General features: G+C 64.7%; 25 protein-coding genes. 20 read left to right on the forward strand and 5 right to left on the reverse strand.

All coding sequences use genetic code 11. The features are described 5' to 3' along the window. Window positions 1-3 precede the first annotated feature (3 nt). Genes pcaF through E5X34_RS16905 form a run of 3 tightly spaced genes read right to left on the reverse strand, consistent with a single transcriptional unit; the run spans window position 4 to window position 2867 of the window. Window positions 4-1209, reverse strand: coding sequence for a 3-oxoadipyl-CoA thiolase (gene pcaF, locus E5X34_RS16895; RefSeq protein WP_292566880.1), 1206 nt, complete (start codon window positions 1207-1209; stop codon window positions 4-6). Continuing rightward, the gene (locus E5X34_RS16900; protein WP_292566884.1) at window positions 1210-2013 is read right to left on the reverse strand and encodes a CoA-transferase subunit beta; all 804 of its coding nucleotides are present in this window, start codon (window positions 2011-2013) and stop codon (window positions 1210-1212) included. Continuing rightward, the gene (locus tag E5X34_RS16905; protein WP_292566887.1) at window positions 2010-2867 is read right to left on the reverse strand and encodes a CoA transferase subunit A; all 858 of its coding nucleotides are present in this window, start codon (window positions 2865-2867) and stop codon (window positions 2010-2012) included. Before E5X34_RS16905 ends, E5X34_RS16900 begins: the two co-directional genes overlap by 4 nt. Window positions 2868-2960: 93 nt before the next feature. Between E5X34_RS16905 and E5X34_RS16910 the strand changes: the two genes are divergently transcribed. The 13 genes from E5X34_RS16910 (at window position 2961) to E5X34_RS16970 (ending at window position 14928) form a co-directional block, all read left to right on the forward strand. Beyond that, window positions 2961-3740: an IclR family transcriptional regulator C-terminal domain-containing protein gene (locus E5X34_RS16910; RefSeq protein ID WP_292566890.1), complete on the forward strand. Its 780-nt coding sequence runs from the start codon at window positions 2961-2963 to the stop codon at window positions 3738-3740. 169 nt (window positions 3741-3909) lie between these two features. Beyond that, the gene (locus E5X34_RS16915; RefSeq protein ID WP_292566893.1) at window positions 3910-4635 is read left to right on the forward strand and encodes a GntR family transcriptional regulator; all 726 of its coding nucleotides are present in this window, start codon (window positions 3910-3912) and stop codon (window positions 4633-4635) included. A 2-nt stretch (window positions 4636-4637) separates the two neighbouring features. Next, complete coding sequence (locus E5X34_RS16920; RefSeq protein WP_292566897.1) at window positions 4638-5669, forward strand: ADP-ribosylglycohydrolase family protein; 1032 nt, start codon at window positions 4638-4640, stop codon at window positions 5667-5669. Next, window positions 5666-6640: a PfkB family carbohydrate kinase gene (locus E5X34_RS16925; protein WP_292566900.1), complete on the forward strand. Its 975-nt coding sequence runs from the start codon at window positions 5666-5668 to the stop codon at window positions 6638-6640. The genes E5X34_RS16920 and E5X34_RS16925 overlap by 4 nt, the downstream gene beginning before the upstream one ends. A 39-nt stretch (window positions 6641-6679) precedes the next feature. After that, window positions 6680-7744, forward strand: coding sequence for an ABC transporter substrate-binding protein (locus E5X34_RS16930; RefSeq protein ID WP_292566903.1), 1065 nt, complete (start codon window positions 6680-6682; stop codon window positions 7742-7744). A gap of 24 nt (window positions 7745-7768) precedes the next feature. Then, window positions 7769-8638 carry an ABC transporter permease gene (locus tag E5X34_RS16935; protein ID WP_292566904.1) on the forward strand — a complete coding sequence of 290 codons (870 nt, stop codon included), beginning with the start codon at window positions 7769-7771 and terminating at the stop codon, window positions 8636-8638. Further along, window positions 8638-9426, forward strand: a complete 789-nt coding sequence (locus tag E5X34_RS16940; RefSeq protein WP_292566907.1) for an ABC transporter permease — start codon at window positions 8638-8640, stop codon at window positions 9424-9426. Before E5X34_RS16935 ends, E5X34_RS16940 begins: the two co-directional genes overlap by 1 nt. Next, window positions 9426-10493 carry an ABC transporter ATP-binding protein gene (locus E5X34_RS16945; protein WP_292566909.1) on the forward strand — a complete coding sequence of 356 codons (1068 nt, stop codon included), beginning with the start codon at window positions 9426-9428 and terminating at the stop codon, window positions 10491-10493. The genes E5X34_RS16940 and E5X34_RS16945 overlap by 1 nt, the downstream gene beginning before the upstream one ends. A gap of 83 nt (window positions 10494-10576) precedes the next feature. After that, entirely contained in the window at window positions 10577-11665 is a 1089-nt protein-coding gene (locus E5X34_RS16950; RefSeq protein ID WP_292566911.1) for a Gfo/Idh/MocA family oxidoreductase, read from the forward strand. Between the two features lie 51 nt (window positions 11666-11716). Further along, window positions 11717-12631 (forward strand): sugar phosphate isomerase/epimerase, encoded by a 915-nt coding sequence (locus E5X34_RS16955; protein WP_292566914.1) that lies wholly within the window; start codon window positions 11717-11719, stop codon window positions 12629-12631. A gap of 15 nt (window positions 12632-12646) precedes the next feature. Beyond that, window positions 12647-13744: a fatty acid desaturase family protein gene (locus tag E5X34_RS16960; RefSeq protein WP_292566917.1), complete on the forward strand. Its 1098-nt coding sequence runs from the start codon at window positions 12647-12649 to the stop codon at window positions 13742-13744. A gap of 26 nt (window positions 13745-13770) precedes the next feature. Then, entirely contained in the window at window positions 13771-14085 is a 315-nt protein-coding gene (locus E5X34_RS16965) for a MocE family 2Fe-2S type ferredoxin (protein WP_292566920.1), read from the forward strand. 39 nt (window positions 14086-14124) lie between these two features. Next, window positions 14125-14928 carry a 3-methyl-2-oxobutanoate hydroxymethyltransferase gene (locus tag E5X34_RS16970; RefSeq protein WP_292566923.1) on the forward strand — a complete coding sequence of 268 codons (804 nt, stop codon included), beginning with the start codon at window positions 14125-14127 and terminating at the stop codon, window positions 14926-14928. Between the two features lie 125 nt (window positions 14929-15053). Here the strand turns inward: E5X34_RS16970 and hutH are convergent, their stop codons facing one another. Continuing rightward, a complete protein-coding gene (gene hutH, locus E5X34_RS16975; RefSeq protein ID WP_292566926.1) occupies window positions 15054-16535 on the reverse strand; it encodes a histidine ammonia-lyase in 1482 nt (493 codons plus the stop codon). Next, a complete protein-coding gene (locus tag E5X34_RS16980; RefSeq protein ID WP_292566928.1) occupies window positions 16532-17533 on the reverse strand; it encodes an ornithine cyclodeaminase family protein in 1002 nt (333 codons plus the stop codon). The genes hutH and E5X34_RS16980 overlap by 4 nt, the downstream gene beginning before the upstream one ends. Before the next feature lie 111 nt (window positions 17534-17644). Between E5X34_RS16980 and E5X34_RS16985 the strand changes: the two genes are divergently transcribed. The 7 genes from E5X34_RS16985 (at window position 17645) to E5X34_RS17015 (ending at window position 26882) form a co-directional block, all read left to right on the forward strand. Beyond that, window positions 17645-19087 (forward strand): DHA2 family efflux MFS transporter permease subunit, encoded by a 1443-nt coding sequence (locus E5X34_RS16985; protein ID WP_292566958.1) that lies wholly within the window; start codon window positions 17645-17647, stop codon window positions 19085-19087. A 280-nt stretch (window positions 19088-19367) separates the two neighbouring features. Next, a complete protein-coding gene (locus tag E5X34_RS16990) occupies window positions 19368-20354 on the forward strand; it encodes an ABC transporter permease (RefSeq protein WP_126083752.1) in 987 nt (328 codons plus the stop codon). An 88-nt stretch (window positions 20355-20442) separates the two neighbouring features. Continuing rightward, window positions 20443-21468 (forward strand): sugar ABC transporter substrate-binding protein, encoded by a 1026-nt coding sequence (locus tag E5X34_RS16995; RefSeq protein WP_042647576.1) that lies wholly within the window; start codon window positions 20443-20445, stop codon window positions 21466-21468. Between the two features lie 80 nt (window positions 21469-21548). After that, a complete protein-coding gene (locus E5X34_RS17000; RefSeq protein ID WP_292566932.1) occupies window positions 21549-23672 on the forward strand; it encodes an SMP-30/gluconolactonase/LRE family protein in 2124 nt (707 codons plus the stop codon). Continuing rightward, the gene (locus tag E5X34_RS17005) at window positions 23669-24724 is read left to right on the forward strand and encodes a hypothetical protein (RefSeq protein WP_292566935.1); all 1056 of its coding nucleotides are present in this window, start codon (window positions 23669-23671) and stop codon (window positions 24722-24724) included. The genes E5X34_RS17000 and E5X34_RS17005 overlap by 4 nt, the downstream gene beginning before the upstream one ends. Beyond that, window positions 24724-26220: a sugar ABC transporter ATP-binding protein gene (locus E5X34_RS17010; protein WP_292566937.1), complete on the forward strand. Its 1497-nt coding sequence runs from the start codon at window positions 24724-24726 to the stop codon at window positions 26218-26220. Before E5X34_RS17005 ends, E5X34_RS17010 begins: the two co-directional genes overlap by 1 nt. A gap of 254 nt (window positions 26221-26474) precedes the next feature. Beyond that, on the forward strand, window positions 26475-26882 hold the full coding sequence (locus E5X34_RS17015; RefSeq protein WP_292566940.1) for a carboxymuconolactone decarboxylase family protein: 408 nt from the start codon (window positions 26475-26477) through the stop codon (window positions 26880-26882). Window positions 26883-26964: the final 82 nt, after the last annotated feature.

Consider the following 26964-nt stretch of genomic DNA (forward strand, 5'->3'; position numbering starts at 1 on the left):
CGGTCAAACCCGTTCCAGCGCGATGGCGATGCCCTGGCCGACGCCGATGCACATGGTGGCCATGGCCAGCTTGCCACCGCGCTCGCTGAGCTCGAGCGCCGCCGTGCCGGTGATGCGGGCGCCGGACATGCCGAGCGGGTGACCGAGCGCGATCGCGCCGCCATTCGGATTGACGTGCGCGGCGTCCTCGGCGATGCCGAGCTGGCGTAGCACCGCGATGCCTTGCGAGGCGAAGGCCTCGTTCAATTCGACCACGTCGAATTGATCCGGGGTGAGGCCGAGGCGGGCGCAAAGCTTCTTCGTGGCCGGGGCGGGGCCAATGCCCATGATGCGCGGCGCAACGCCCGCGACGGCACCGCCGAGGATGCGGGCGATCGGCGTCAGGCCGTGCTTCTTCGCCGCTGCCTCGGAGGCGATGATCAGGGCAGCCGCGCCGTCATTGACGCCGGAAGCGTTGCCGGCGGTGACTGTGCCGCCCTGGCGGAACGGCGTCGGCAACTTGGCCAGCGTCTCGACGGTGGTGCCCGCGCGGGGATGCTCGTCCTTCGAGACGACGATCGCATCGCCTTTCCTTTGCGGGATGGTCACCGGCGTGATCTCCTTCGCCAGCCGGCCATTGGCCTGCGCGGCCACTGCCTTGTCTTGGCTGCGCACCGCGAAGGCGTCCTGGTCGGCTCGGGAGACGGAAAATTCCTCGGCGACGTTCTCGCCGGTCTCCGGCATGGAATCGACGCCATACTGCTTCTTCATCAGCGGGTTGACGAAGCGCCAGCCGATGGTGGTGTCGTAGATCTCGGCATTACGCGAGAAGGCGGTGTCGGCCTTCGGCATGACGAAGGGCGCGCGGCTCATCGATTCCACACCGCCGGCGATCATCAGTTCGGCCTCGCCTGATTTGATGGCGCGTGCGGCGATGGTGACGGCATCCATGCCCGAACCGCACAGGCGGTTGACGGTCGAACCGGGAATGTCCTGCGGGAGGCCGGCAAGCAGCAGCGCCATGCGCGCCACGTTGCGGTTGTCCTCGCCCGCCTGGTTGGCGCAGCCATAGACGACGTCGTCTACGGCGGTCCAGTCGAGACTCTTGTTGTGCTCGACCAGCGCTCGCAACGGGATGGCGCCGAGATCGTCCGCGCGCACGGAGGACAGTGAACCGCCGAAGCGGCCGATGGGCGTGCGGATGTAATCGCAGATGAAGGCTTCAGCCATTTATGCAGCTTTCCCTTTCGCGGTCCCTTGATGCGCTGCCTTGGTGCGGGCCTGCAGGTCGCGCAATGTCTTCAGCTCGAGTTCCGTCGGCGCTGGCGTCTCGTCAAGGGCCTCGGCGAACTTGACCGTCCAGCCACAAGTTTCCTGCACCTGCGCGCGCGTGACGCCTGGATGCAGCGACACGACGGTGAATTCCTTGGTGATCGGGTCAGGCTTCCAGATGGCGAGGTCGGTGATCAGAAGCGTCGGGCCGGCGGTATCGATGCCGAGCCGCTGGCGGTGATCGCCGCCGTCGCCATGACCGAAGGAGGTGAAGAAGTCGATCTTCTCGACCATGCCGCGCTTCGACTGCGGCATGGTGATGTAGACCTGCCGCGACGAGGTGGCGATCTCCGGCGCGCCGCCGCCGCCGGGCAGGCGGGTCTTGGGATGCGCATAGTCGCCGATGACGGTGGTATTGATGTTGCCGAATTTGTCGAGCTGAGCGGCGCCCAGGAAGCCGATCGAGATGCGGCCGCCCTGCAGCCAGTAGCGGAACATCTCCGGCACCGCGACGGTGGTGACCGCCGTCTCGCACAATTCGCCGTCGCCGATCGACAGAGGCAGCACGTCCGGCGCTGTGCCGATGGTGCCGCTCTCATAGATCAGCGTGATGTCGGGCGCATGCGTCAGCCGCGCGACGTTGCAGGCGGCCGACGGCGCGCCGATGCCGACGAAGCAGACATCGTCGCTTTTCAAGGCGCGGCTGGCGGCGATCGTCATCATCTCGTTGGGGGTGAAGCCCAGATTGCCGGCGTCGCTCATGCGGCTTTCCTCAAATGCCCGACGCGACCGGCAAAGTCGTCCGCGCTGCTCTCGATGACGTACTTCCGGATCCACGCCTGGAAGCGGTCGCGGTCGGCGGCGATCTCGTCCCATTCGAGATAGGCGGCGTTGTCGCGCTCGTAATAGCCATGCGTGTAGGAAGGATGCGAGCCGCCCGGGACGACCGAGATGGCGGCGATCGTCCAGCTCGGCAGCACGGTGAGGTTGGGGTGCAGATCGTCGAAATTGTCGACCACTTCTTCGACCGTCACCACCGCGCGCTTTGCCGCCAGCACCGCCTCCTTCTGGATGCCGATGATGCCCTCGACCAGCACGTTGCCCTTCCGGTCCGCCTTCTGCGCGTGGATGAAGGTGACGTCCGGCCTTATCGCCGGGACGGCGGCCAGCACCTCGCCGGTGAAGGGGCAGGTGACCGATTTGATGTTCGGATTGACCGCGGCCAGACCGGCGCCGCGATAACCGCGGAACACCGCGCAGGGCAGGCCGGCGGCGCCCGCCTCATAGGCGTTGGCCATGCCGGCGTGGCTGTGCTCCTCCACCTCGATGGCGCGTGGAAAGCCGTTCTCGATGGCGTCGCGGGCGCGTCGCAACAGGCCGACGCCCGGATTGCCGACATAGGAGAAGACGATCTTCCTGGCCATGCCCATGCCGATCATCTGGTCGTAGATCAGGTCGGGCGTCATGCGGATCAGCGTCAGGTCGCGAAAGCCCTGGCGGATCGCCTCGTGCGCGGCGGCGGTAGGGATCAGATGGGTGAAGCCCTCGAAGGCCACTGTGTCGCCGTCGTGCAGGTTGTCCGCGACGGCTTCCTTCAGCGGCAGAAACTTCACCATTTTCCCACTCCGGCAAATCGGAAAAGTTCGCATTGCGAACATATGTTTGATATGTGATACTTTTTAATCTGACCCGAATTGGGAGTCAATGTCATGGAAGCGGTGGCGGAGGATGAGGCTGGCTCACGCGATCATGTCGGCTCGCTGCAGCGCGGCCTGGCGGTGATGGAAATCCTCGCGCGCCATCCGGGCGGCATGACGCTGACTGAGATGGCGGAGGAGGCAGGTCTCGCCCGCGCCGGCGCGCGGCGCTTCCTGCTGACGTTGGTCGCCACGGGCTATGCGACGCAGTCCGGCCGGCTGTTCTCGCTGTCGCCGCGCCTTTTGACGGTTGCGCGGACCTGGCTCGGCGGCGCATCGCTCTGGACTTTCGCCGCACCCATCATGCGCGAGGTAGCGGGGAAATTCGACGAAGCCTGCAATGCGGCGGTGCTGTCGGGCGAGGACGTCGTCTATGTCGCGCGCATTCCAGGACGACGAATCTTGAGCGTGGCGCTCGATGTCGGTACGAGGCTGCCGGCCTATTGCACGTCGATGGGGCGGGTTTTGCTTGCCGGCCTGCCGGCGGACGATTTGAAGGCCTTCCTGGCGCAAGCGACCATCGAGCGGCGAACGCCAAAGACGATCACCAGCCGGGCCGCGCTCGGCAAGGCCATCGACAAGGCGAGGGCGGACGGCTTCGCCATCGTCGACGAGGAGCTGGAGCTCGGCCTGCGTTCGGTTGCTGTGCCGATCGTCGATCGCGCCGGCCGCACCGTCGCCGCCATCAACGTCTCGACGCAGTCGGCGCGTTTCTCGGTCGAGGCGATGGAGCGGGAGATACTGCCGGTGCTGCGGAAGGCCAAGCAGCGCGTCGAGGAATTTTTTGTTTGATCCGCTATTGTCGTCGGCGCTGCCAATTGTCTCAGGCGGGCGCTGCCCCTCATCCGGCTGCCGCCACCTTCTCCCCGTTTAGAGACGGGGAGAAGGAGCTGGCCGTTGACGCTTCATTTCTGATACGCTAATGAACAGGATTATACAGGTTCATTGAACAGGTATCGATATGGCTCGTCGCGCGATGCAGCTCTCTCCCGGCACGGGCAAGCCCGAGCAGATCGCGACGGTTCTGGAGCATGAGATACGCTCGGGCGTGCTCGGCTTCGGCGACCGCCTGCAGAGCGAGAACGAGCTCGTCCAACGCTTCTCCGTCAGCCGCAACACAGTCCGCAAGGGGCTCGAGGAACTGTCGAACCGCGGGCTGATCACCACCAAGGTCGGCATCGGTTCCTTCGTCACCTTCGACGGCATGCCGGTCGACGACGCGATCGGCTGGTCGCGCGCGCTTGCCAATGCCGGCGCCAATGCCGAGACCCGTACCTTGCGGCTCGAGATCATCGAGGACGCTGAACTGGCGGCGAGGCTCGGGGTTGAGAGCCCATCCTTCATCGCCGTCGACCGTGCCCGCACCAATGCCGATGACGGCCACGCCATCTCGATCGAGCGGAGCCGCCTGCCGCTGTCGCCCGAACTGGAAGACATTCCCTTGCGCGGCCTGCGCGAAGGCACGCTGCACCAGACGCTGCGCGGGGCGGGGCTCGTGCCCGATCACGGCGAGGAGTGGGTCGATATCGAAATGCTGAGCGCCGCCGACGCCGCGATCCTCGCCTGCGCGCCCGGCACGCCGTTTCTGCGCACGCGCCGGCTGACGCGCGCCGCCGACGGGCGCGCCATCGAATTCGTCACCAGCCTGCTCAACCCGGCGCATTTCGCGCTGCATCTGGAGTTCTGAGCATGGTGGGGGAGGCGATAGATCGGGCCATGGGCGCGCTGATCGGCGGGGCGCTGGGCGACGCGCTGGGCATGCCGACGCAGCTTCTGTCGCCGGGCCGCATCGCCGAACTTTACGGCCATGTCGAGGATTTCGTCGCACCCTCAGCCGATCACCCGGTGTCGAAAGGGCTGCCGGCCGGCGCGATCACCGACGACACCGAGCAGGCGCTGCTGCTCGGCCGCATCCTGGTCGAGTCCGGCGATCGCTTCGACCATGCACACTGGGTCAACGCGCTGCTCGGCTGGGAGCGCGACGTCAAGGCACGCGGCAGCTACGACCTGCTCGGACCATCGACCAAGCGCGCCATCGACGCTATCAACAGCGGTGTGCCGGCCGAAGAGGCCGGGCGCGCCGGCGACACCAATGGCGCGGCGATGCGCATCGCGCCGGTCGGCATCATGATGCCGCCGGAGCCCCTTGCCGCACTCGTCGCCAAGGTGGCGGAAACCTGCCGGGCCACGCACAACACATCCATCGCAATAGCCTCCGCCAGTGCCGTTGCCGCCGCTGTCAGTCTCGGCGTTTCGGGCGGCGACTGGCGCGCCGCTTCCGGTCATGGGGTCGCGGCGGCCAGACTTGGCGCCACGCTTGGCCATTGGGTCACCGGCGGCGACATCGCCGCGCGCATTGTCTGGGCGCAGGAGCTTGTCCGCGGCAAGGCGGAGAAGGAAGCCATCAAGCTGATGGTCGACCTGATCGGCACCGGCGTCGCCAGCCAGGAATCGGTGCCGGCCGCCTTCGCGGTGCTGGAGGTCGCGCAAGGCGACGCCTGGCGGGCTGCTGTCATTGCCGCCAATCTCGGCGGCGACACCGACACGATCGGGGCGATTGCCGCCGGCATGGCCGGCGCCTGCGCCGGCCTGTCGAAGCTGCCGCAGGACCGCATTGCCGAGCTGAAAGGCATCGACATCGCGGAGGTCCGCGCGCTGGCTGCGGATCTGGTCGTGGCCCGGACGGCCAAGACCGGTCCAGGCAAGGAGGACGCGGCGTGAGCGGTCGGCTCGTCCATGTCGGCAGCGCGGTGGTGGACTACGTCTACCGCATCGACACCTTGCCGGCAGCCGGCGCGGAAAAGACCGCGTCAGCTTACGCCCGCGTCGCCGGCGGCGGTTTCAACATGATGGCCGCCGCAAGCCGCACCGGCATGAAGGTTGTGTTCGGCGGCCAGCTCGGCACCGGGCCGGACGGAGACTTCCTGCGCGCCGCCTTCGCCGCCGAAGGCATCGAGACGCTGACACCGCCGTTGCCCTTGATGGATAGCGGCAATTGCGTCGCCATGATCAGCGGCGACGCGGAGCGCACCTTCGTTTCGTGGCCGGGCGCCGAGAGCCGGCTCACACCGGACATGATGAAGCCGGTCCAAGTCGTTTCGGGCGACTGGGTTTTCACCTCGGGCTATACGCTGAGCTATCCCGGCAGCCGCGATGCGCTGGCCGGCTGGATCGAGGCGCTGCCGGCAGGCATTCCTTTCGTCTTCGATCCGACGCCGGTGATCGCCGATATTCCGCGCCCGATCCTCGACAGGGTGCTGGCGCGCACGACCTGGCTGAGCTGCAATACCAATGAGGCCGCCGAAATAGCGGGTGCCGGCGACGCCCAGACCGTCGCCATCCGGTTGCTCGCCGAGCATTGCCCCAGCGCCGAAGGCGTCGTCATCCGTGCCGGCGCGCGTGGCTGCCTGGTGCGCATGGCCGACGGCGGCACCCGCGCGGTGCCGGGTTTCGAGGTCGAAGCCGTCGACACCAACGGGGCCGGCGACACGCATATCGGCGCCTTCGTCAGTGGCCTTTCGCGCGGCATGTCCGCTTGCGAGGCGGCACGCTACGCCAATGCCGCCGCCGCGCTTTCGGTCACTCGCCATGGCGGGTCCTCGGCGCCGACCGACACGGAGATCCAGGAATTCCTGACCGAGCGCGGCGAAGCGATGACCGCGCCTGGCCGGGCGGACGCGACTGCAACTTAACAAGCCCGTCAATCGGGCAAACGATGAGAGGAAAAGAACATGCGCATGCCCAGACTGACCGCTTTTCTGACGGCCACCGCCGTCTTCGTCTCCGCATTGACGTTTGCCGCACAAGCCGCTGAGGAAGTGCATGTGCTCAACTGGAAGGGCTACGGCGCCGACGAGCCGTGGGCGGTCGCCAATTTCGAGAAGGCGACCGGCTTCAAGGTGGTCAACGACTTCTTCAACTCCGAACAGGAGATGCTGACCAAGATCCGCACCAATCCCGGCCTCTACGACGTCGTTATGATCAACGCCGCCTTCAACGACCAGGCGATGGCCGGCAAGCTGATCCAGCCGATCGACGTCTCGAAGCTTTCCAACTACGCCGATATCGCCAAGGACAAGGCCGGCTCGCCGATGCTCAACCATGACGGCAAGGTCTATGGCGTGCCGTGGGTGTGGGGCCTGACGGCTCTGGCCATCAACGAAAAGTCCTTCGACAAGCCGCCGACGAGCATCGCCGAAATGTGGGACCCGGCGCATAAGGGCCGCGTCATCATCCGCGACGACGCCGTCGAGGCGGTGCAGTTCGGCGCGATCGCTTCGGGTCAGAACATCAACGACATCAAGGATATGGACGCGGTCAAGGCGAAGCTCACCTCGCTGATGCCGCAAATCAAGACCTTCTGGAGCTCGGAGAACGACTGGAACCAGATGGTCGCTTCCAACCAGATCGACATCGGCACCTATTGGAGCGGCTCGGCCGACCGTGCCAAGACGCATTTCAAGCTGCCGGTCTCCCTCGTCATCCCGCAGGAAGGCGCCGTCGCCTGGCTCGACGCCTTCTCGATTCCCGTCGGCTCGAAAAACGTGGCCGGCGCCGAGGCCTTCATCAACTACATGATCGACCCGAAATTCTATGTCGAATGGGTCACCAAGGTCGGCGCGCCGGTTTCGGCCAACACCAAGGCGGTCGACGCGCTGCCCGAGGATGCCTTCAACCGCAAGGTCATGGGCAGCCCCGACGTCGCCAAGCGCATCCAGTTCCAGGCGCCGGTCACCGACGAGCAGCGCGAGAAGTATCTGGCGCTGTGGCAGGAGCTGAAGGTCAACGTGAAGTAAGGCGTCATTCGGGGAGGAGAGGCAATGGCTGACCAGCTTGCGATCGGTTCGCGCCGCGGACTGAAACCGGCGCTGCCGCTTCTCCTTCCCGCCTATCTGTGGCTGACGGTGGCGATCTTCCTGCCGCTGTCGGCCATGGTCTTCTTCTCCTTCATGACCGACCTGCCGCTGGCCGGAAAGGAATGGTCGTTCACGCTCGGCAATTACGCCGCCTTCTTCTCGCAGAGCCTCTACTCGACGCTTCTGTTCGCCTCGTTGCGGCTCGGGCTCGAGGTGACGCTGTGGTGCGTCGTCATCGGCTATCCGGCGGCCTATGTGCTGGCCAAGGTGCTGAAGGGGCGCAGCCGCGAGGCGATCTTCCTGCTCGTCATCCTGCCCTTCTGGTCGAACGGGCTGGTGCGCATCTTCTCCTGGGCAATGGTGCTGCGCGAAGGCGGCATCCTCGACACGGCGCTCAACGCGGTGCTGCCGTTCAAGATCAACATCGATCTCATGTATTCCTATCCGGCCGTCATCATCGGCCTGGTGCACTCCTATGTGCCCTACATGGTGCTGACCTGTTATCTCACGCTGCAGGCGATCGACGACTCGCTGATCGAGGCCGGCCGCTCGCTCGGCGCCTCGCGGCGGCAGGTGCTTTGGCGGGTGATCATCCCGCTGTCGATGCCAGGGCTGATCGCAGGCTCGGCGCTGATTTTCGTGCCGGTGGTCGGCTCCTTCATGGAACCGCGCATCCTCGGCGGCCGCACCGGCACCTTCTACGGCACCGTCATCGAGGACCAGTTCGTCGCCGTCTTCAACTGGCCGCTGGGCGCAGCACTTTCCTTCATCCTGCTCGCGGTCGTCCTGATCATCCTGGCGCTGGCGGCACCGGTCCTGCGGAGGGCCGGCTGATGGCGACGACGCGCACCATCGAATGGCTCGGGCGTTTCTACATCGTGCTTTTGCTCGGCTTCCTCTATCTGCCGATCATCATCATGGCGGCGATGTCCTTCAACGCTTCGCCCTTCTACCAATTGCCGTTCGAATGGACGACGGATTGGTATCAATCGCTGTGGCAGAACGACCAGCTGATCGCGGCGACCTGGAACAGCATCGAGATCGCGATCATCACCACTTTGATCTCGACCGTGCTTGGCTCGATGGCCTCTCTGGCGCTCTATCGCTACGAGTTCCGCGGCAAGAAAGTCCTGCAAGCGCTGCTCTTCCCGCCGATCGCCATTCCGTGGCTGATCACCGGCACGGCGATGCTGATCTTCTTCTTCGGCGTCGGCATCGGCCGCGGCCTGGTGGCCATCCTGCTCGGCCATGTCGCGCTGGCGCTGCCCTATGTGATCGTCGTCGTGTCGGCGAGGCTCCAGACCTTCGCGCCGGAGCTGGAAGAGGCGGCGCGCTCGCTCGGCGCCAACCAGTGGCAGGTGACCATGCGCGTGACCTTGCCCTGGATCATGCCCGGCGTGATCGCCGGCGGGCTGTTCGCCTTCGCGGTGTCGTTCGACCAATTCGTGGTCTCCTACTTCCTGTCGACGCCCGGCCAGACGACGCTGCCGGTCGAAATCTATGCCGCGATCCGCAAGGGTTTTACCCCTGAGATCAACGCTGTCTCGACGATCATCATCGTCGTGTCGATGGCGCTGATGCTGCTCACGGCGCGCTTCTTCAAATTCGGCGGAGAGAAATAATGGCTGGCGTCCAGGTCGCGAACGTCTCCCGCAGTTTTGGCGCGCACAAGGCGTTGGATAACGTCTCGATCGATTTCGCTGATGGCGGCTTCTATGCGCTGCTCGGGCCGTCCGGCAGCGGCAAGACCACGCTGCTGAGACAAATCGCCGGCTTCGATTTTCCGGATGCTGGGCGCATCGCCATCGGCGGCGAAAGCGTCGAGCGCGTGCCGGTCGAGAAGCGCCGCATCGGCATGGTGTTCCAGAACTATGCGCTGTTCCCGAATATGAGCGTCGCCGACAATGTAGCGTTCGGCCTCTCGGTGCGCGGCGAGCCGAAGGCGACGATCGCCACCGAGGTGCAGCGCGCGCTCGACCTCGTGCAGCTCGGCAAGCTCGGAGGGCGAAAGCCGCACCAGCTTTCCGGCGGCCAGCGCCAGCGCGTGGCGCTGGCGCGCGCCATCGTCACCAAGCCACGCGTGCTCCTGCTCGACGAGCCGCTCGGCGCGCTCGACAAGGCGCTGCGCGTCGACATGCAGATCGAGCTGAAGCGCATCCAGCGCGAGATCGGCATCACCACCATCTTCGTCACCCACGACCAGGAAGAGGCGCTGACGATGAGCGACCGCATCGGCATCCTGCGCGATGGCCGGCTGGTGCAGGAGGGACCGCCGGAGGAGATCTACGACCGGCCGCAAAGCGAATTCGCCGCGACCTTCCTCGGCGACGCCAACATCTTTCGCGGCGATGCCACCGGCTCCGGGATCAAGCTGCCCGACGGCACGACGATCGCGGCCTCCACAGGCGCCTCGGTGCCGGCCGGCGCTAAGGCAAGCTGCGCGGTCCGGCCGGAACGCATCCGGATTTCGACCGGTGCGGCAAAGCCCGACCCGGCCAATGCCAACATGCTCACGGGACAGGTCTCGAAGCGCATCTTCGCCGGCAACAACAGCACCTATTTCGTCGACCGCGATGGCCAGACGCTGAAGGTGATCGTCCAGAACACCGGCGCTGAGCGGCTGGCCGAGGGCCAGCCGGTGGTGCTCAGCTGGTCGCCGGACAGCACGGTGCTGATCGCGGCCGCCTGATCTCGCTGATGGGAAATGATGGCGCGGGCCTTGGCTGAGGCCCGGACCATCGCGTTATATCCAGTCCTCGACGGGAGGAATGGATGGCGAGCACGGGTTTCGAGCCGGACGTAAAGGTCCGGGTCAAGGACTACCGGATCGGCTGCATCGGCGCCGGCATGATCATGGCCGAATGCCATCTCGCCGCCTATGCGCAGGCCGGCTTTCCGGTCGTGGCGATTGCCTCACGCACGAAGGCGAATGCCGCGAAGGTGGCGGATCGCTGGCAGATCCCGACCGTCCACGACACGCCGGAGCAATTGATCGAGGATAGCCGCGTCGAGATCGTCGACCTTGCCTTTCCTCCCGACCAGCAGCCGGCTCTGATCCGCCATGCGCTGAAGCAGAAGCACACCAAGGCGATCCTGGCTCAGAAGCCGTTGGCGCTGTCGGTCGAGGAAGCGGTGAGGCTGCGCGACGAGGCGGCTGCCTCCGGCAAGATCCTCTCGGTCAACCAGAACATGCGCTACGACCAGTCGATGCGCGTGTTGAAGCAGATCATCGACAGCGGCGCGCTCGGCGAGATCGTCTTTGCCGAGATCGACATGCACGCGATCCCGCATTGGCAGACCTTCCTGGCCGGTTACGACCGGCTGACGCTCGCCAATATGAGCGTGCATCATCTCGACGTGCTGCGCTTACTGTTCGGCGATCCGGACGAGATCACCACGCTGACGCGCAAGGACCCGCGCACGAAATTCGACCATTCCGACGGCATCACCGTGTCGACGCTGCGCTTTCCTTCCGGCGTGCTCGCGGTATCGCTGGAGGATGTCTGGTCCGGTCCGCGCCAGGACGGCTATGACGACGACCAGCATATCGCCTGGCGCGTCGACGGTACCAAGGGTGTTGCCAAGGGCACCATTGGCTGGCCGAAGGGCGTCGCCTCGACGCTGACCTATGCCTCGACCGAGACGACGGGCGGGAAATGGGTCAGCCCAAGCTGGGAGACGATGTGGTTTCCCCATGCCTTCATTGGCGTCATGGAACAGCTCCAGCATGCGCTGAAGACCGGCACGCCGCCGGCGCTCTCCGTCGCCGACAACGTCAAGACGATGGCGCTGGTCGAGGCCGGCTACCGGTCGATGTCCGAAGGCCGCACCGTCAAGTTGTCCGAAATCCGCGTCGACTGAGGCAGCCGAAAGACGCGGCAACTGAATCGCTTACCCGGAGGACTTCACCTCATGATGCAGGCAGGTATCTTCACAGGCTATTTCCCCTACGAGCTGGAGGAATCGGCAAGGCGCATCCGCGCGCTCGGCTTCAACACCGTGCAGCTCGACCTGCATTTCAAGGATATCGACCTGTCGGCCGGGCAGATCACGAAGGACAAGGCGAGGAAGGTGCGCGACACGTTTCGCGACCACAACCTGCCGGTCTGCTGCGTGTCCGGCTACACCAACATCATCCATCCGGACAAGGGAGAGCGGGACAGGCGGCTTGCCTATCTGAAGGAGATCATCCGCAACGCGCGAGACTTCGGTTCCCCCTACGTGATCTCGGAGACCGGCACCTACAACACCGAGTCCGACTGGGTGCATCACCCCAAGAACAAGACCGAGGAAGGCTTCGAGGAATGCCGCAAGGTGATCTCCGACCTCGCCCGGACGGCTTACGACCACGGCGCGGTGTTCCTGCTCGAGACCTATGTCAACAACGTCGTCGGTTCGGTCGAGGAGACGGTGAAAATGTTCGCGCAGGTCGACCATCCCGGCCTTGGCCTGCTGATGGACCCGACCAACTATTTCGAGGCGCACAATATCGACCGCATGGACCAGGTGCTGAACCAGGTGTTCGACACGCTGACCGACAAGATCAGGATCGCGCATGCCAAGGACGTGAAGCGTTCGGGCAGCGACAAGACGGAAAAGCATGCCGATATCGGCGACGCAGACGCGCATGAGGGACTGACCTTCCGCGGCGTCGGCGAGATCGAGTTGCCGGCGCCGGGGCTGGGCGCGCTGAACTACGACCTCTATCTCAAGCGGCTCAGCGAGAAGCATCCGAACATCCCGGTGATCATCGAGCATCTGACCGAGGACGACGTGCCGCGCGCCAAGACTTTCCTCGACGGCAAATTCCGCGCGAACGGGCTTTGATTGCGGGGAGGGATGATGACGACGGCCTCCAGCACCAAGCGCGACTACAGCCTTGTTGGCGAAAGCACGCGCAGGGCGATCGAGACCGGGCTCGCCTCGGCCGAGTGGTACCACACAGATGTACCGCGCAAGACCATGAAGGAATTGATGCAGCGCTCGGACGGGCCGGCGATCCGCGATACCATCATCTGGATCGCCGCGGTCCTGGGCTCGGCACTCGGCATCGTCTGGTTCTGGGGCACGTGGTGGGTCGTGCCGTTCCTGTTTGTCTATGGCGTGCTCTATGGCTCGTCGAGCGACTCGCGCTGGCATGAATGCGGCCACGGCACCGCCTTCCGCACGCGCTGGATGAACGATGTCGTCTACCACATCGCTTCCTTCATGCTGATGCGCAATCCGGTGCAGTGGCGCTGGAGCCATGCGCGCCATCACACCGACACCATCATCGTCGGCCGTGACGCCGAGATCGCGGTGATGCGGCCGCCGGATTTGCTCAAGGCGGCGCTGGCCTTCACCGGCATCCTCGACATCCGCTATTCGCTGCCGACGCTGCTGCGCCAGGCCTTCGGCACATTGTCGGAGGACGAGAAGAGCTACATCCCGCAGATGGAGCAGCACAAAGCGGTGATCGCGGCGCGCTGGCACATGGTGGTTTACGCCGCGACGATCACTGTCGCGATCGCGCTTGGATCATGGATACCGCTGGTGCTGATCGGCCTGCCGCGCCTCTACGGCACCTGGCACATGGTGCTGACGGGGCTGCTGCAGCATATTGGGCTCGCCGACAACGTCACCGATCACCGGCTCAACACGCGCACCGTCTACATGAACCCGGTCAGCCGGTTCATCTACTGGAACATGAACTACCATGTGGAGCATCATATGTTCCCGATGGTGCCTTACCACGCGCTGCCGAAGCTGCATGAGCTGATCAAGCACGATCTGCCGGTGGCGAACCCGTCCATGTGGCACGCCTATCGCGAGGTCTGGCCGGTGCTGCTCAAGCAGCTGAAATACGAGGATTTTTACCTCAAGCGGGAATTGCCGCCGACGGCCAAGCCCTATCGCGGCGAGTTCCATGATCTCGACATAACGGCCGCGGCCGCCGAATAGGCGCTGCGGCAACTCGGAGATAGACGATGGCGGACTGGGTCGAAGCATGCGCGGTCGATGACGTGGACGAGGAGGACGTGATCCGATTCGACCATGGCGGCCGCAGCTTCGCGATTTATCGCTCGCCGGACGACGCTTTCTTCGCCACCGACGGGTTCTGCACGCATGAGAAAGCGCATCTCGCCGACGGGCTGGTGATGGACGACATCATCGAATGCCCCAAGCACAATGGCCGCTTCAACTACAAGACCGGCCAGGCCAAGGGCGCGCCGGTCTGCATCAACCTCAAAACCTATCCGGTGAAGATCGAGGCCGGTAAGGTGATGATCGATATCGGCTGACAGCAACGCGCAGCAACACATGGAGGGAACCGAAGTCCGATGAGCCGAAAGAGACCGACCGTCGCGGATGTGCGCGCCATGAAGGGCAAGCGGCAATTGACCATGCTGCGCGTTCTGACGCTGGAGGAGGCTGAGGCCGCCGAGCGCGCCGGCATCGACATCGTCTCGGTGACGCCGGAACTGGTGCTCAATCCGCAATATCGCGACGCGGCGCCCAGCCTCTTCACCATGCCCGGCGAGAACTTCTTCGAGATCGGCACGGCGGACGATTTCCTGCGTTGGGCTTTCCGGCTCTACAAGGCCGGCGCGGACGCGGTCTATTGCAGCGCCGGCTATGCCACGATCAAGCGCATGGCCGACGACGCCATTCCGGTAATCGGCCATGTCGGACTCATTCCCTCTCGCGCGACCTGGACCGGCGGTTTCAAGGCCGTCGGCAAGACCGCCGATACGGCCATGCAGGTGTTCGAGGCGGTGAAGCAGTTGGAAGCCGCCGGGGCGATCGGCGCCGAGATCGAGGTGGTGCCGGTGGAGGTGGCGAAGGCGATCTCCGAGCGCACTTCGTTGATCATGCTGTCGATGGGCGCGGGCACGGGTTGCGACGCGCAATATCTGTTTGCAGAGGATATTCTCGGCGCCAATCGCGGTCACATGCCGCGCCACTCGAAGGTCTACCGCAACTTCGCCGCCGAATATGACCGGCTGCAGCAGGAGCGCATCGCGGCGTTTTCCGAATATGTCGCCGACGTCAACAGCGGCGCCTATCCGGAAGACAGGCACATCGTGCACATGGATCCGGACGAGCTCACCCTCTTCATGAAGAAGGTGGACGCAAAGGTTTGAGCGGGCGGCGTTAGAGCAATTCCAGGAAAAGTGTGAGCGGTTTTCCGTCAGGAATTGCGTCAAACAAAGAGATAGAGCGGTTCGGCGTTTCCGTGAAACGGTGAAACGCTCTTGGTACGGCGAAACTAGGCCCGCCAGGTTCCGTCGGCGAGCGCAGCGTAAAGCGTGTTGGCGCTGGTCCCCAGCGGCCGGTCTTCCTTGAGCGTCGAGACATGAGAGCGGACCGCTGCGTGGATCACCCCGGTTGCCGGCGCCAGCACCAACCCTTCGCGCAGGTCCACGGCCTGGGCCGCCGCCATCAACTCCAAGGCGATCAGACGCCGCCACAGCACGATCATCTCGGCACATTTGGCGATGGTGAGCGGTGTCTGGGTGGCGTGATCCTCGACGCCCTCCGACACCGGCAGGAAGTCGAGCATTGCTGGATTGGCCTTCTGGCGGATGCCGGCGAGGATTGCGGTGACCGTTTTCTGCAACGGCACGAAGCCGGCTGATGCGCCGCCGGACGGCGACAGATATTTTGGCAGGCCGTGGCGGCTGGAGCCGGTGAGCTGGATGAAACGGGCGGCGCAGGCTGCCGCACATTGCGCAATAGCCAAGCCAAGCGTCTCGAAAGCGAGCGCCAGCGACGAGGTATGGAAATTGCCGGTCGACAGCACGAGCGCGTCCTCCGCAAGCACCAGCGGGTTGTCGGCGGCCGCGTTCAGCTCGATCTCGACCGCCAGCCTGGCGTGATCGATCGCCTGGATCAGCGCGCCGTGGATCGAGGGCATGCAGCGGATCGAGAGCGGATCCTGAATGGTAGTCGGCGCCGGTTCATGGTCGCGCGCGAGCAGGTCGCGCAGCGTCTTTGCGGCCAGCGCCTGGCATGCCGCAGGGCGGGCTACATGCAGGCGCGGGTCCAGAATGGTGCGATTTGCGCCGAGCGCCTCCATGGTCAGCGCGCCGGCCTGTTGCTGCTGTTCCATCGCCGACAGGACGTCGACAAGTGCCAGCGCGCCGGCGCCAGCCGAGACCGCCGAGGCATTGATCAGCGACAGACCGTCCTTCGGCGCCAGACTGACCGGCGCCAGACGCGCCATCATCAGCGCCTTGGCAGAAGGCATGCGACGGCTCTGGTAATCAGCGTCGCCTTCGCCGATCAGCGTGTGCGCGATCGCCGTCATCAACACCAGGTCGCCGGCGCCGATCGAGCCCAGCGACGGCATGACCGGATGGACGCCGGCATTGAGGGCTTCGACGAGTGCGGTGAAGACATGCGGCGAGAGGCCGGAGCCGCCTGCCGAAAGCATGGCGATGCGGGCAAACATCACCGCTCGCACGGTTTGTATCGGCAAGGTTTCCCCGACTGCGGCGCCGCGTCCGTCGAGAAGCTGACGCTGGAAGGCGCTGGCATCACCTTCCACCGCTGTGCCGAGATTGGCGCCGAGACCGGTGTTCAGACCGTAGATATGCTGCCCGCCGGCCGCGGCCTCGTCGAGGACTTTTCGCGCCTTGCCGAGCTTCTCGATGACCAGTGGCGTGACCTCGACCTTGCAGGCATTGCGCGCGGCGGCAACCACATCCTCGATGCTGACGCCGGCGCCGGTGAGAACGAGCGGGCTCATGCGAAGCGCAGCCTCTGGCCGATGCCGTTTTCGCCGGCCTTGGCGAGCATGGCCTTGCCGAGCGCGATGTCGGAGAGCGAGAGGCCGCGATGCCAGAACAGGATCGTCTCGCCATCGCTTTGCCGGCCCGGCTTCAGGCCGGCCGCGATCTGGCCAAGCTCGGCGTGCAAAGTCGCCTCACTCAGCCGGCCCGTCTCGACATGGGCGCGCAGCGAGCCGAACTTGCCGCCCTTGCACTGGCCCCAGTCGTCGACGACGATCTTTTGCATGATGTCGGTGAGCGACAGCTCGACCGCGCTCATCGTGCCATAGGGCACGACCAGCGCGCCGCGCTTGATCCATTCGGTCTTGAGCAGCGGCTGCGGCTCCGGCAGCCGCGAGGCCTCGACGACGATGTCGGCGCCTTCGACGCAGCTTTTCCAGTCGGCCACCGCCAGGACCGGCTTGCCGAGGTCGGCCGCGAGTTTCGCGGCGAAGGCGTCGCGGCTTTCGGGCTGACGCGAATGGACTCGGATCTCGTCGAAGTCGAAGAGATGGTCGAGCAGCCGCACGTTCCAATAGGCGGTGCCGCGCGCGCCGATATGGGCGAGCACCTTGGATGACTTCTTCGCCAGATGCTTGGCGCCGATGGCGGTGACCGCGCCGGTCCGCATGTCGGTGATGACGGTGGCGTCGAGAATGGCGCGCGGCGTGCCGGTACGCGGATCGAAAAGATTGAGGATGCCGAATTCCGACGGCAGGCCGTGCATGTAATTGTCGACATAGTCGCCGACGATCTTCACGCCGGCGGCGTCGAGCGGCGCCACATAGCCGCGCAGCACGTTGAAGTGGCCGTGGAAGGACGGATCCGGCTCGAGATGGACGCGCGGCTCGATAACGGTCTGGCCCTTGCCCTGCGCGACGAGTCCGGCCTCGACGGCGCCAATGATCTCGGCGTCGGTCATGGCAAGCGCTTCGATGTCGAGAGCGTTGAGGTAGTCGATGTAGATAGGCTTCATGCGTTTCCCTCGGCCGGCCCGCGCTCTTCCATAACAGGCGGAGAGGCGACACGAAAGTTTGTTGGATAAGCTCTGGACTGGACTGGGCTTATGCTGTTCAACCACCGCGTCATGACCAGCATCCCCGACAACGCAGCCGTGTCCCCGTCCGCAGGTTCCGCGCGTCAGGCGCGTCGTGTCGCGCTGATCGTGGCGGTCGCCTTCTTCATGCAACTGCTCGATTCGACGATCATCTCGACGTCGCTGCCGCAGATGGGCCAGTCCTTCGGCGTGCCGGCGGTGGCGATGAGCATCGGCATCACCGCCTATATGCTGACCATGGCGGTGTTCGTGCCGCTGTCTGCCTGGCTTGCCGACCGTTTTGGCGCGCGCAATATTTTCCTCCTGGCGATCTCGCTGTTCACGCTGGCCTCGGTCGCTTGCGGCTTTTCGCAGAGCCTGATGCAGTTCGTCGCCGCCCGCATCGTGCAGGGCCTGGGCAGCGCGCTGATGACGCCGGTCGGCCGCATCCTGGTGTTGCGCAACGCCGAAAAGTCGGAGCTGCTCAACGCCACCGCGCTGATCACCTGGCCGGCTTTGTTCGCGCCGGTGGTCGGGCCGGTGCTCGGCGGTTTCATCACCACCTATCTCTCCTGGCACTGGAACTTCTTCATCAACGCGCCGCTGGGGCTTGCCGGGCTTGCGCTGGTCGCCCGCTTCGTGCCGGGCGACCGCGATTCCGAGGCGAAGCCATTCGACTGGCCGGGCTTTTTCCTCACCTCGCTCGGCCTTGCAGTGATGCTTTACGGGCTCGAACGCCTGGCGCATCCGCAGGACGGCCTGCTGCCGACGATAGGCTTCATCGGCATTGGCATCGTGATCGGCTGGCTCGCCGTTCGCCATCTCTTGCGGGCCCGGCATCCGCTGCTCGACCTTTCGGCCTTCAAGGTGCTGACCTTCGCGATCTCGACGCTTGCGGCGGGCACGGTCTTCCGCGTCGCCATCAACGCCACGCCCTTCCTGCTGCCGCTGCTGTTCCAGGTCGGCTTCGGGCTGCGTCCGGTCGATGCCGGCCTGTTGGTGCTGGCCTATTTCCTCGGCAATCTCGGCATGAAGACGGTCACGACACCGACGCTCAGGCGCTTCGGCTTCCGCACCGTGATGGTGGTGAACGGGGCGATTGCATCGCTGGCGATCATGGCCTGTGGCGCGATCTCGCCGCAGACGCCGCAGGTGCTGGTGGTGGCGCTGATGCTGGTCGCCGGTCTCACGCGCTCGATGCAGTTCACGGCGCTGAACACGCTGGCCTTCGCCGATATCGGCGCGCCGCAGCGAAGCTCGGCGGCGACGCTGTCCTCGATGCTGCAGCAAATCTCGATGCTGTTCGGCGTGGCGATCGCGGCGGCGGTCCTCAATTTGTCGCAGATCTTCAGGGGCGAAGCCTTGCCCGACCTCGTCGACTTCAGAATCACCTTCGTCGCGATCGGCCTGCTTGGTCTTGCCGCGGCGATGCGTTTCCTGGTGCTGCCGGCCAATGCCGGCGCCGAGGTTTCGGGGCACTCGACGAACAATTGAGGTCGCGCCGGGGGATTTCGCGGACTCAAATTCCGCCGGCCGCGTCGCCTTCGAACGGGTTCTTCCGCGGGCCGCGCGATTGGGGCAACGGATTGCCAAAAAGCCCAAGAGTTTCCGCCTATTGCGCCAGTTCCGGCAATCGATGCGTCCACTCGGAAAATAATCGGAGAGGGGCGGTTCTTGAACGCGGATTCATTTGACGAGCCGCTGTTGAGCCGATTAGCTTTCGTGCGGGGTGGCGGCCTTTAAGGGCCTTGCCATCGGGGCGAAAGACAAAGCGATGAACGCGATCGGCTGGCCGAACTGGAGGCGCCTTAATCAGGAAGGCATCGTCTTTGCCATCGCCATCCTTTTGTTCGCCGCCGCAGCGCTCAGTCTGCCCGGGTTCCTGACCGCCGACAATCTGGTGGCCATCGTCCGCTCCGTCTCGGTGCTCGGCATTCTGGCGCTCGGCATGGCGGTCGTCATCATCGGCCGCGGCATCGACCTGTCGGCAGTGGCGATCATGGCGATGTCGGTCGCCTGGTACCTGCAACTGCTCAACACCGGCACCTCGGACGGCTTGGCCTTCGCCTATGTGCTGGCTGGCGTTCTAGCTATCGGCCTGCTCAACGGCTTTCTGGTTGCCTATGCCGACGTGCCGGCGATCTTCGTCACTTTGGCCACCGGCTCCTTCGTGTTCGGCTATGTGCGCTCGCAACTGATCACGCAAGATGCCGTGCCGGTGCCGCAAGGCCATTGGGTGGAGCTGCTGGGCGGCGTGCGCTTCCTCGACATCCCGGTCGAGGTCTTCGTCTTCGCCGGACTGGCCTTCCTGGTCTTCCTGTTTCTGCGCTACACCAAATGGGGCCGCTTCATCTATTTCGCCGGCGACAATCCGGTCGCGGCGCGCAACATCGGCATTCCGGTGCGCCCGATGCTGGTGCTGCGCTACGCGCTTTCGGCGGTGGTGGCGCTGATCGCCGGCCTGCTCACGGCGGCCAGCCTGCATTCGATCAACACGCGCGTCGTCAATTCGACGCTGCTCTACGACATCGTGCTGGTGGCGGTGATCGGCGGCATCGGCCTTTCGGGCGGCAGGGGCGGGGTGCGCAACGTTCTGGTTGGAGCGGCGCTGATCGGCATCCTGCTCAACGCCATGACCATCATCGACATTCCGCTGCTCTACCAGAACCTGATCAAGGCAGCGATCCTGCTGGGCGCCATCATCGTCGACGGCATCATTAACCCGCGCGACGAGCAGACCGCGCAACAGGGCGACATTTAGAGCAGGTGGGCCAGCCCATCTGCTCTGGGGTACCCCGGAGCGATCGCGACGATCGCCCGGCAATGAAAACCGAACCAGAGGGTGTGACATGAGACTACTCAGAACATTGATGGCCGCCGCCACGGCGCTCGCCGTGACCGCCTTCGCGGCGCCGAGCTTCGCCGCCGACGATCCGGGCCCGGCCGCCTATGCCAAGGCGCTCAACGGCAAGCGCGTCATGCTGGTGCCGCTGGCGATGGGCTTCGACCTGGCGCAAGGCTGGGCGCATTACCTGAAGAAGGAAGTCGAGGCCTGGGGCGGCACGTTCGAGACCCGCGATCCGAACTGGGTCGTCGATGCCGGCGCGCAGGCGATCACCGACGCCATCGCTTCCGATACCCGGCCGGATGTTCTGATCATCCACGCGCCTGACCTCAACTCCTATTCGAAGCTGATGAAGAAGGCGCAGGCCGCCGGCACTTATGTGATCCTGGTCGACAATCCCGCAAACTTCCCCGCCGATGCCTTCGTCGGCAGCGACTGGGACAAGCTCGGCCAGCTCGAAGCGGAAGCGGCTATCAAAGGCTGCGGCGAGAATTCGTCCAAGAAGATCGGCCTCGTGCAGGGCGACCAGGCGAACTCGTCCAGCCTCTACCAGTATGCCGGCATCATGAAGGTGCTGGAGAAGCATCCCGACTTCCAGGTCGTCGCCAAGCCGGATTCCAACTGGGACGCGACCACTTCGCGCAATGTGACGACGACGATGCTGCAGCAGCACCCCGACATCTGCTCGATCATCGACTTCTGGGACGGCGACGCCACCGGTGCCTCGGCCGCGATCCGCGACGCCAAGCTCGACGGCAAGGTGTTCCTGGTCACCACCGGCGGCGGCGAGAAGGCGGCCGACTGCGACAAGCTGAACGACGGCACCTACGGCGCCGTGGTGATGACCGACCTCGCCCGCCAGTCGGGCGACATGAACGCCATCATAAAATTCCTGCTGCAGAGCGGCCAGCCGGCCGGCACCTCGCATACCTACATCTACACGCTGGAGAAGGCGACGACCAAGGCCGACCTCAAACCCGACAGCTGCTGGGACCTGAAGGCGCTGCAGGCGGAAGCCGCGGCGAAATAAGCCGCGCCTCCAGCCGGTACCCACGAGGTGGTCGGATCGCTTCGGCCACCTCTTTCCCGTTGAAATGACAGCAGCAGCCGATGACTTTTCGTGAACGCCTCCAGGCTTGGCGATACAATCTCGTGCCCGACCATCTGGTCGGCGAGATCCTGACCAAGCGCTGGACAGACAATGCGATACCGTTCCTGGCGCTGGTGGCGACGCTCGGCGTGTTCGGCTCGATCATTCCGGGTTTCTTCAAGCTCACCTCGCTGCAGGAGTCGACCCGCCAATTGGGCGAGTTCTCGTTGGTCGTCATCGGCATGACGGTGGTGATGCTGGGCGGCGGCATCGACCTCTCGGTCGGCTCGATCTTCGCGCTGTCCTGCTTCTCAGCCGTCTATGTCTTCTTCATCCTCGAGCAGTCGATCTGGCTGGCCCTGGCCGCTGCGCTCGCCACCGGGCTCGTCTTCGGCGCCATCAACGGCTACCTCGTAGGGTATCTGAGGCTGCGCGCCTTTCTCACCACGCTGGTCACCTTCATCTTCGGGCGGGCGCTGTTCGACATACTGGTCAGCACCTATGCCGCCGACGTGCAGCTTTCCCAGGCCTCGTCCGACGTGCTCGATTTCATCGGCGACGGGACATTCTGGGGCCTGTCGGTCTCGGTTTGGCTGGCCGTCATCCTCGCCATCCTCACGCATGTGGCGCTGACGCGCTCGCGGCCGGGCTGGCATGTGCTCGCGGTCGGCGGCTCCCGCCGCTCGGCGCACAATGCCGGCATCCGCGTGCGCCGCACCGTCTTCATGACCTATGTTTTTTCCGGCTTCTGCTCATCGATTGGCGGGTTCCTCATCGCCTGCCGGCTGAGCGGGGCGGGCCCGGGCACCGGCCTCAACCTGGAAATCATGGCGCTGACGGCGGCGGTGGTGGGCGGCGTCAGCCTGGGCGGCGGACGCGGCTCGGTGGTCAAGGGCCTGATGGGCGCCATCATCGTGCTCACCATGACCAACGGCCTGATCCGGCTAGGCTACGGCACCGGCACCAACCAGATGGTGCTCGGCATCCTGCTCGCGGTCGCCGTCACCATCGACATCCGCTGGCTGAAGAACCGCCACAAGGTGCTGAACGAGGTCTATGTCGCGCCGGTCTATCTCAAGATGGGCGAGACGCAATCGGCCGCGCCCGGCTCCGGCACGCCCTACGAGCTCGACAACCGGCTGTCGGCTGCGGACCATATCGGGCTCGGCGAGCTGGAGGGACCGGAAGATGTTATCCTCGACCGCGACGATCATCTTTATTGCGGCACGCGCCACGGCGAGATCGTTCGCTTCTTCGCGCCGGACTACAAGCGCTCCGAGGTCTTTGCCCATATCGGCGGCTTTCCGCTGGGCCTTGCCTTCGATCAGAAGGGCAATCTGATCAGCTGCGTCGGCGCCATGGGGCTCTATTCGGTCTCGCCGGAGCGCGAGGTGAAACGCCTTTCGGCCGAAACGTCGCGCTCCTGGACCTCGATCGTCGACGATGCGCGCCTGCGCGACCCGAACGATTGCGATATCGCGCCGGATGGGCGCATCTATTTTACCGACTCGACCAAGCGCTATGACGCGCATGACTGGGCGCTGGACTCGATCGAGAACCGCGCCACCGGACGTCTGCTGGTCTACGATCCGAAGGACGGCTCGACCAAGACGCTGCTCGACGGCTATCGCTACACCAACGGGGTCTGCATGGCGCATGACGGCAAATCGCTGTTCTTCGCCGAAAGCTGGGCCTGCCGCGTGCACCGCTACTGGCTGGATGGACCGAAGGCGGGAACGGCCGAATGCGTCATCCGCGACATGCCGGGTTATCCCGACAACATCAACCGCGCCTCCGACGGCAATTACTGGATGGCCTGGCTCGGCATGCGCACGCCGAGCTTCGACCTGTCGCTCCGCCATCCCGACATGCGCAAGCGCATGACACGGCGCCTGCCGCAGGACGAATGGCTGTTTCCCAACATCAACACCGGCGGCGTGGTGAAGTTCAACGAGAAGGGCGGCATCGTCGAGACGCTCGGCGATCTTTCGGGCGCGGCGCATCCCATGGTCACCTCGATGCGCGAGCACAAAGGCTATCTGTTCGTCGGCGGCATCCTCAACAACCGCATCGGCCGCTATAAGATCGGTGGCGCCGACCCGAACTGGACCAGCCCCGCTTCCTATTGGGGAGCGAAACCATGATCCTCGATCCGATCCTGGATGTCTTTCGCGGCAAGGCGGTAACCATCCCGCCGCTCGACGGCGCCTTCCGTCCCAACACGCGGCTGGACGACCTGCCTGCCTTCGCCGAATTGAGCGAGCCGGACAATCTGCTGATGGCCGACGGCCGGCTGCTCGTCTCCAGCGGCAATGCCGTCCTTGCGATCGCGGCCGGTTCGGAGCCCGTAGTGGTCGAGACGTTTCAGTCGCCCGTCACCGCGCTGGGAATGTCGCCAGCGGGCGAGCTGACGGTCGGGTTGGAAAGCGGCAAGCTGCTCATTGCCGGCAAGGAGGTTTCGCTGCCGGCCGAAGTACGGTGCATCACCGCGCTCGCCTATGCCGGTGACGGCACGCTGTGGCTGGCCAACGGCTCGGCGCAGCACCTGCCTTCGCAATGGGCGGCCGACCTGATGAAGAAGGGCGCGTCCGGCTCGCTGTGGCGGTGCGGGGCAGGGGGGATCGGTTTCCAAAGGATCGCCGGCGATATTGCTTTTCCGTACGGGCTGCATCCGATTCGCAACGACGTGGTGGTGAGCGAAAGCTGGCGCCACCAGCTCGTGCGTTTCGACGGCTCGAACGGGAACCGTTCGACGGTGCTGACGCATCTGCCCGGCTATCCCGCGCGGCTTTCGCCGGCCGGCGATGGTGGCGCCTGGCTGACGCTGTTTGCACCACGCAACCGGCTGATCGAATTCGTGCTGCAGGAAACGCATTATCGCCAGGACATGATCGATCAGGTGCCGCCGGCCTACTGGATCGCGCCGACGCTGGCTTCCAACCGCAGCTTCCTCGAGCCGCTGCAATGCGGCGGCATCCGCACCATGGGCATCCATAAGCCGTGGTCGCCCAGCCGCTCCTACGGGCTCGTCGTGAAGCTCGACCGGACCTTGCAGCCGCAGTTCAGCCTGCACAGCCGCGCCAACGGCACGCGCCACGGCATCTGCAGCGTGGTCGAACGGGATGGCCGCCTGTTCATCGCCTCGAAAGGCGGCGACTGCGTGCTGGCGCACGACGCAATCACGGGAGGTTTCTGATGGAACCGATCGTCCGTCTGGAAAACGTGACCAAGACCTATCGCGGCGTGCCTGCGGTCAAGAACGTCAGCTTCGAACTGCGGAAGGGCGAAATCCACGCGCTGCTCGGCGAGAACGGCGCCGGCAAATCGACGCTGACCAAGATCATCGCCGGCGTCGTCGACGCCACTTCGGGCAAGATGTTCCACAAGGGAGTCGAGACGGCTTACGCCTCGCCGCATGCAGCACTTGAAGCGGGCATCGCCATGGTGTTCCAGGAGACCAGCCTGGTGCCGTCGATGACGGTGGCGCAGAACCTCTATCTCGGCACGGAGAAATTCCTCAACCGGCTGCGCGGCACCTACATCTCGGCGCAGCAATTCCTGCAGTCGCTGAATTTTCCCGTGGACCCGAACGCGATGGTGGCGACACTCGGCGCGGCCAAGCGGCAGATGGTCGAGATCGCGCGCGCCGTCCACCACAATGCCGAGATCATCATCTTCGACGAGCCGACGGCGACGCTGACGCCGGAGGAAAAGCGCCATTTCTTCGCGCTGATCCGGCGGCTGAAGGCGCGCGGCGTTTCCATCGTCTTCATCAGCCACGCGCTGGAAGAGGCGCTGATGATCGCTGACCGCATCACCATTTTGCGCGACGGCGAGTTGGTGCTCACCGACGAGACATCGGCGTTCGACCGCGACAGGATCGTCGCCGCCATGGTCGGGCGCTCGCTGTCGGGGCAGATCTACCGCCAGCGCGACGAGGCGAAATTGCGCAAGGCCGGCAAGAAAGTGCTCTCGGTGCAGGACATCTCGATGAGCAACATCGTGCGCAACAATTCCTTCTCGATCTTCGAGGGCCAGATCACCGGCGTGTTCGGCCTCATCGGCTCGGGCCGCACCGAGACGTTCAAGATCGTGTCGGGCATCTACAAGCGCGATTTTTTGCGCGGCGGCGCGATCGAGCTCGACGACAGGCCGGTGCGCTATCTGGTGCCGGCGGAAGCGGTGGCCGACGGCATCGTCTATGTCACCGAGGACCGCAAGAGCGAAGGCATCTTCGAGACGATGGGCATCTCCGAGAACCTGTTCGGCGGTCTGCTTGCCGCCGGCCGCGAAAAGGCCTGGGTGATCAACCAGCAGGAAATGCGGCAGCTCTCGGCCGAGTGGGCCAAGACGCTCAACATCAAGGCGATCAACGACAATGCGCGCGTGGTCGAGCTGTCCGGCGGCAACCAGCAGAAGGTGGTGATCGGCAAGGGGCTGGTGCAGCAGCCGCGCATCGTCATCTTCGACGAGCCGACGCGCGGCGTCGATGTCGGCGCCATCGCCGAGATCCACCAGATCATCAACCGGCTGGCCGACGAGGGTCTCGCCGTCGTCGTCATCTCGTCCTACCTGCCGGAGATTATGAACCTGTCCGACCGCATCCTCGTCTGCCGCCAGGGCCGCATCGTCGAGGAATTCTCGCCGGCGGAGGCGACGGAGGAGAAGATTATGTACGCGGCGGTGCACTAGGGTGTGCCGATATTCAGGTGAGGCCGGCCTGCAAATGGTGGGCTCCTGCGCTTCCGGTGCTCACGTACGAAAGTACGCTCCGCTCCGGTTCTCGGAGCCCATCATTTTCGACTCGGCCTGACCTGAATCTCGACACACCCTGGCGGTTCCGTCTGCAACGTAAACGGCGAATACGCCAATTAAGTGAATGGATTGTCGGCGGCTGTTGAGCGTCCGATTCAATCAACTGGCATAGAAAAACGAAGGGAAGCGCCATGGCCACCACGAAACTGCTCAGCGACGCCGAGGTCGAAAAGATCCCGGCGGTGAAGGCCGTGTTCGACGATATCCGCACGACGCGGAAATCCGACTTCGTCAACAATTTCTGGCGCGGGCTGGCCAATGATCCGGCGGCGCTGAAGCGGGTGTGGGAGCAGCTCAAGGCGGTGATGGTCGCCGACAGCGCCATCGATCCGCTGACCAAGGAAATGATCTATATCGCCGTCTCGACTGCGAACGGCTGCTCCTACTGCATCCATTCGCACACCGCCGCCGCGCGGGCCAAGGGCATGACCGACGCGCAGCATGGCGAGCTGGTGTCGATCATCGGGCTCGCCGGGCAGACGAACCATCTGGTGACAGCGATGCAGATCCCGCTCGACCCGCAATTCGAGGTGAAATGAGACGCAGGATTTCCCTTCTCCCCTTGTGAGGGCTTTGCACGGAACTGAGTTGGTGATTCGGTAGGTCCGGAATGAAGGGGAG

The sequence above is a fragment of the Mesorhizobium sp. genome (assembly GCF_004963255.1).
In the GTDB taxonomy this organism is placed as follows: domain Bacteria; phylum Pseudomonadota; class Alphaproteobacteria; order Rhizobiales; family Rhizobiaceae; genus Mesorhizobium.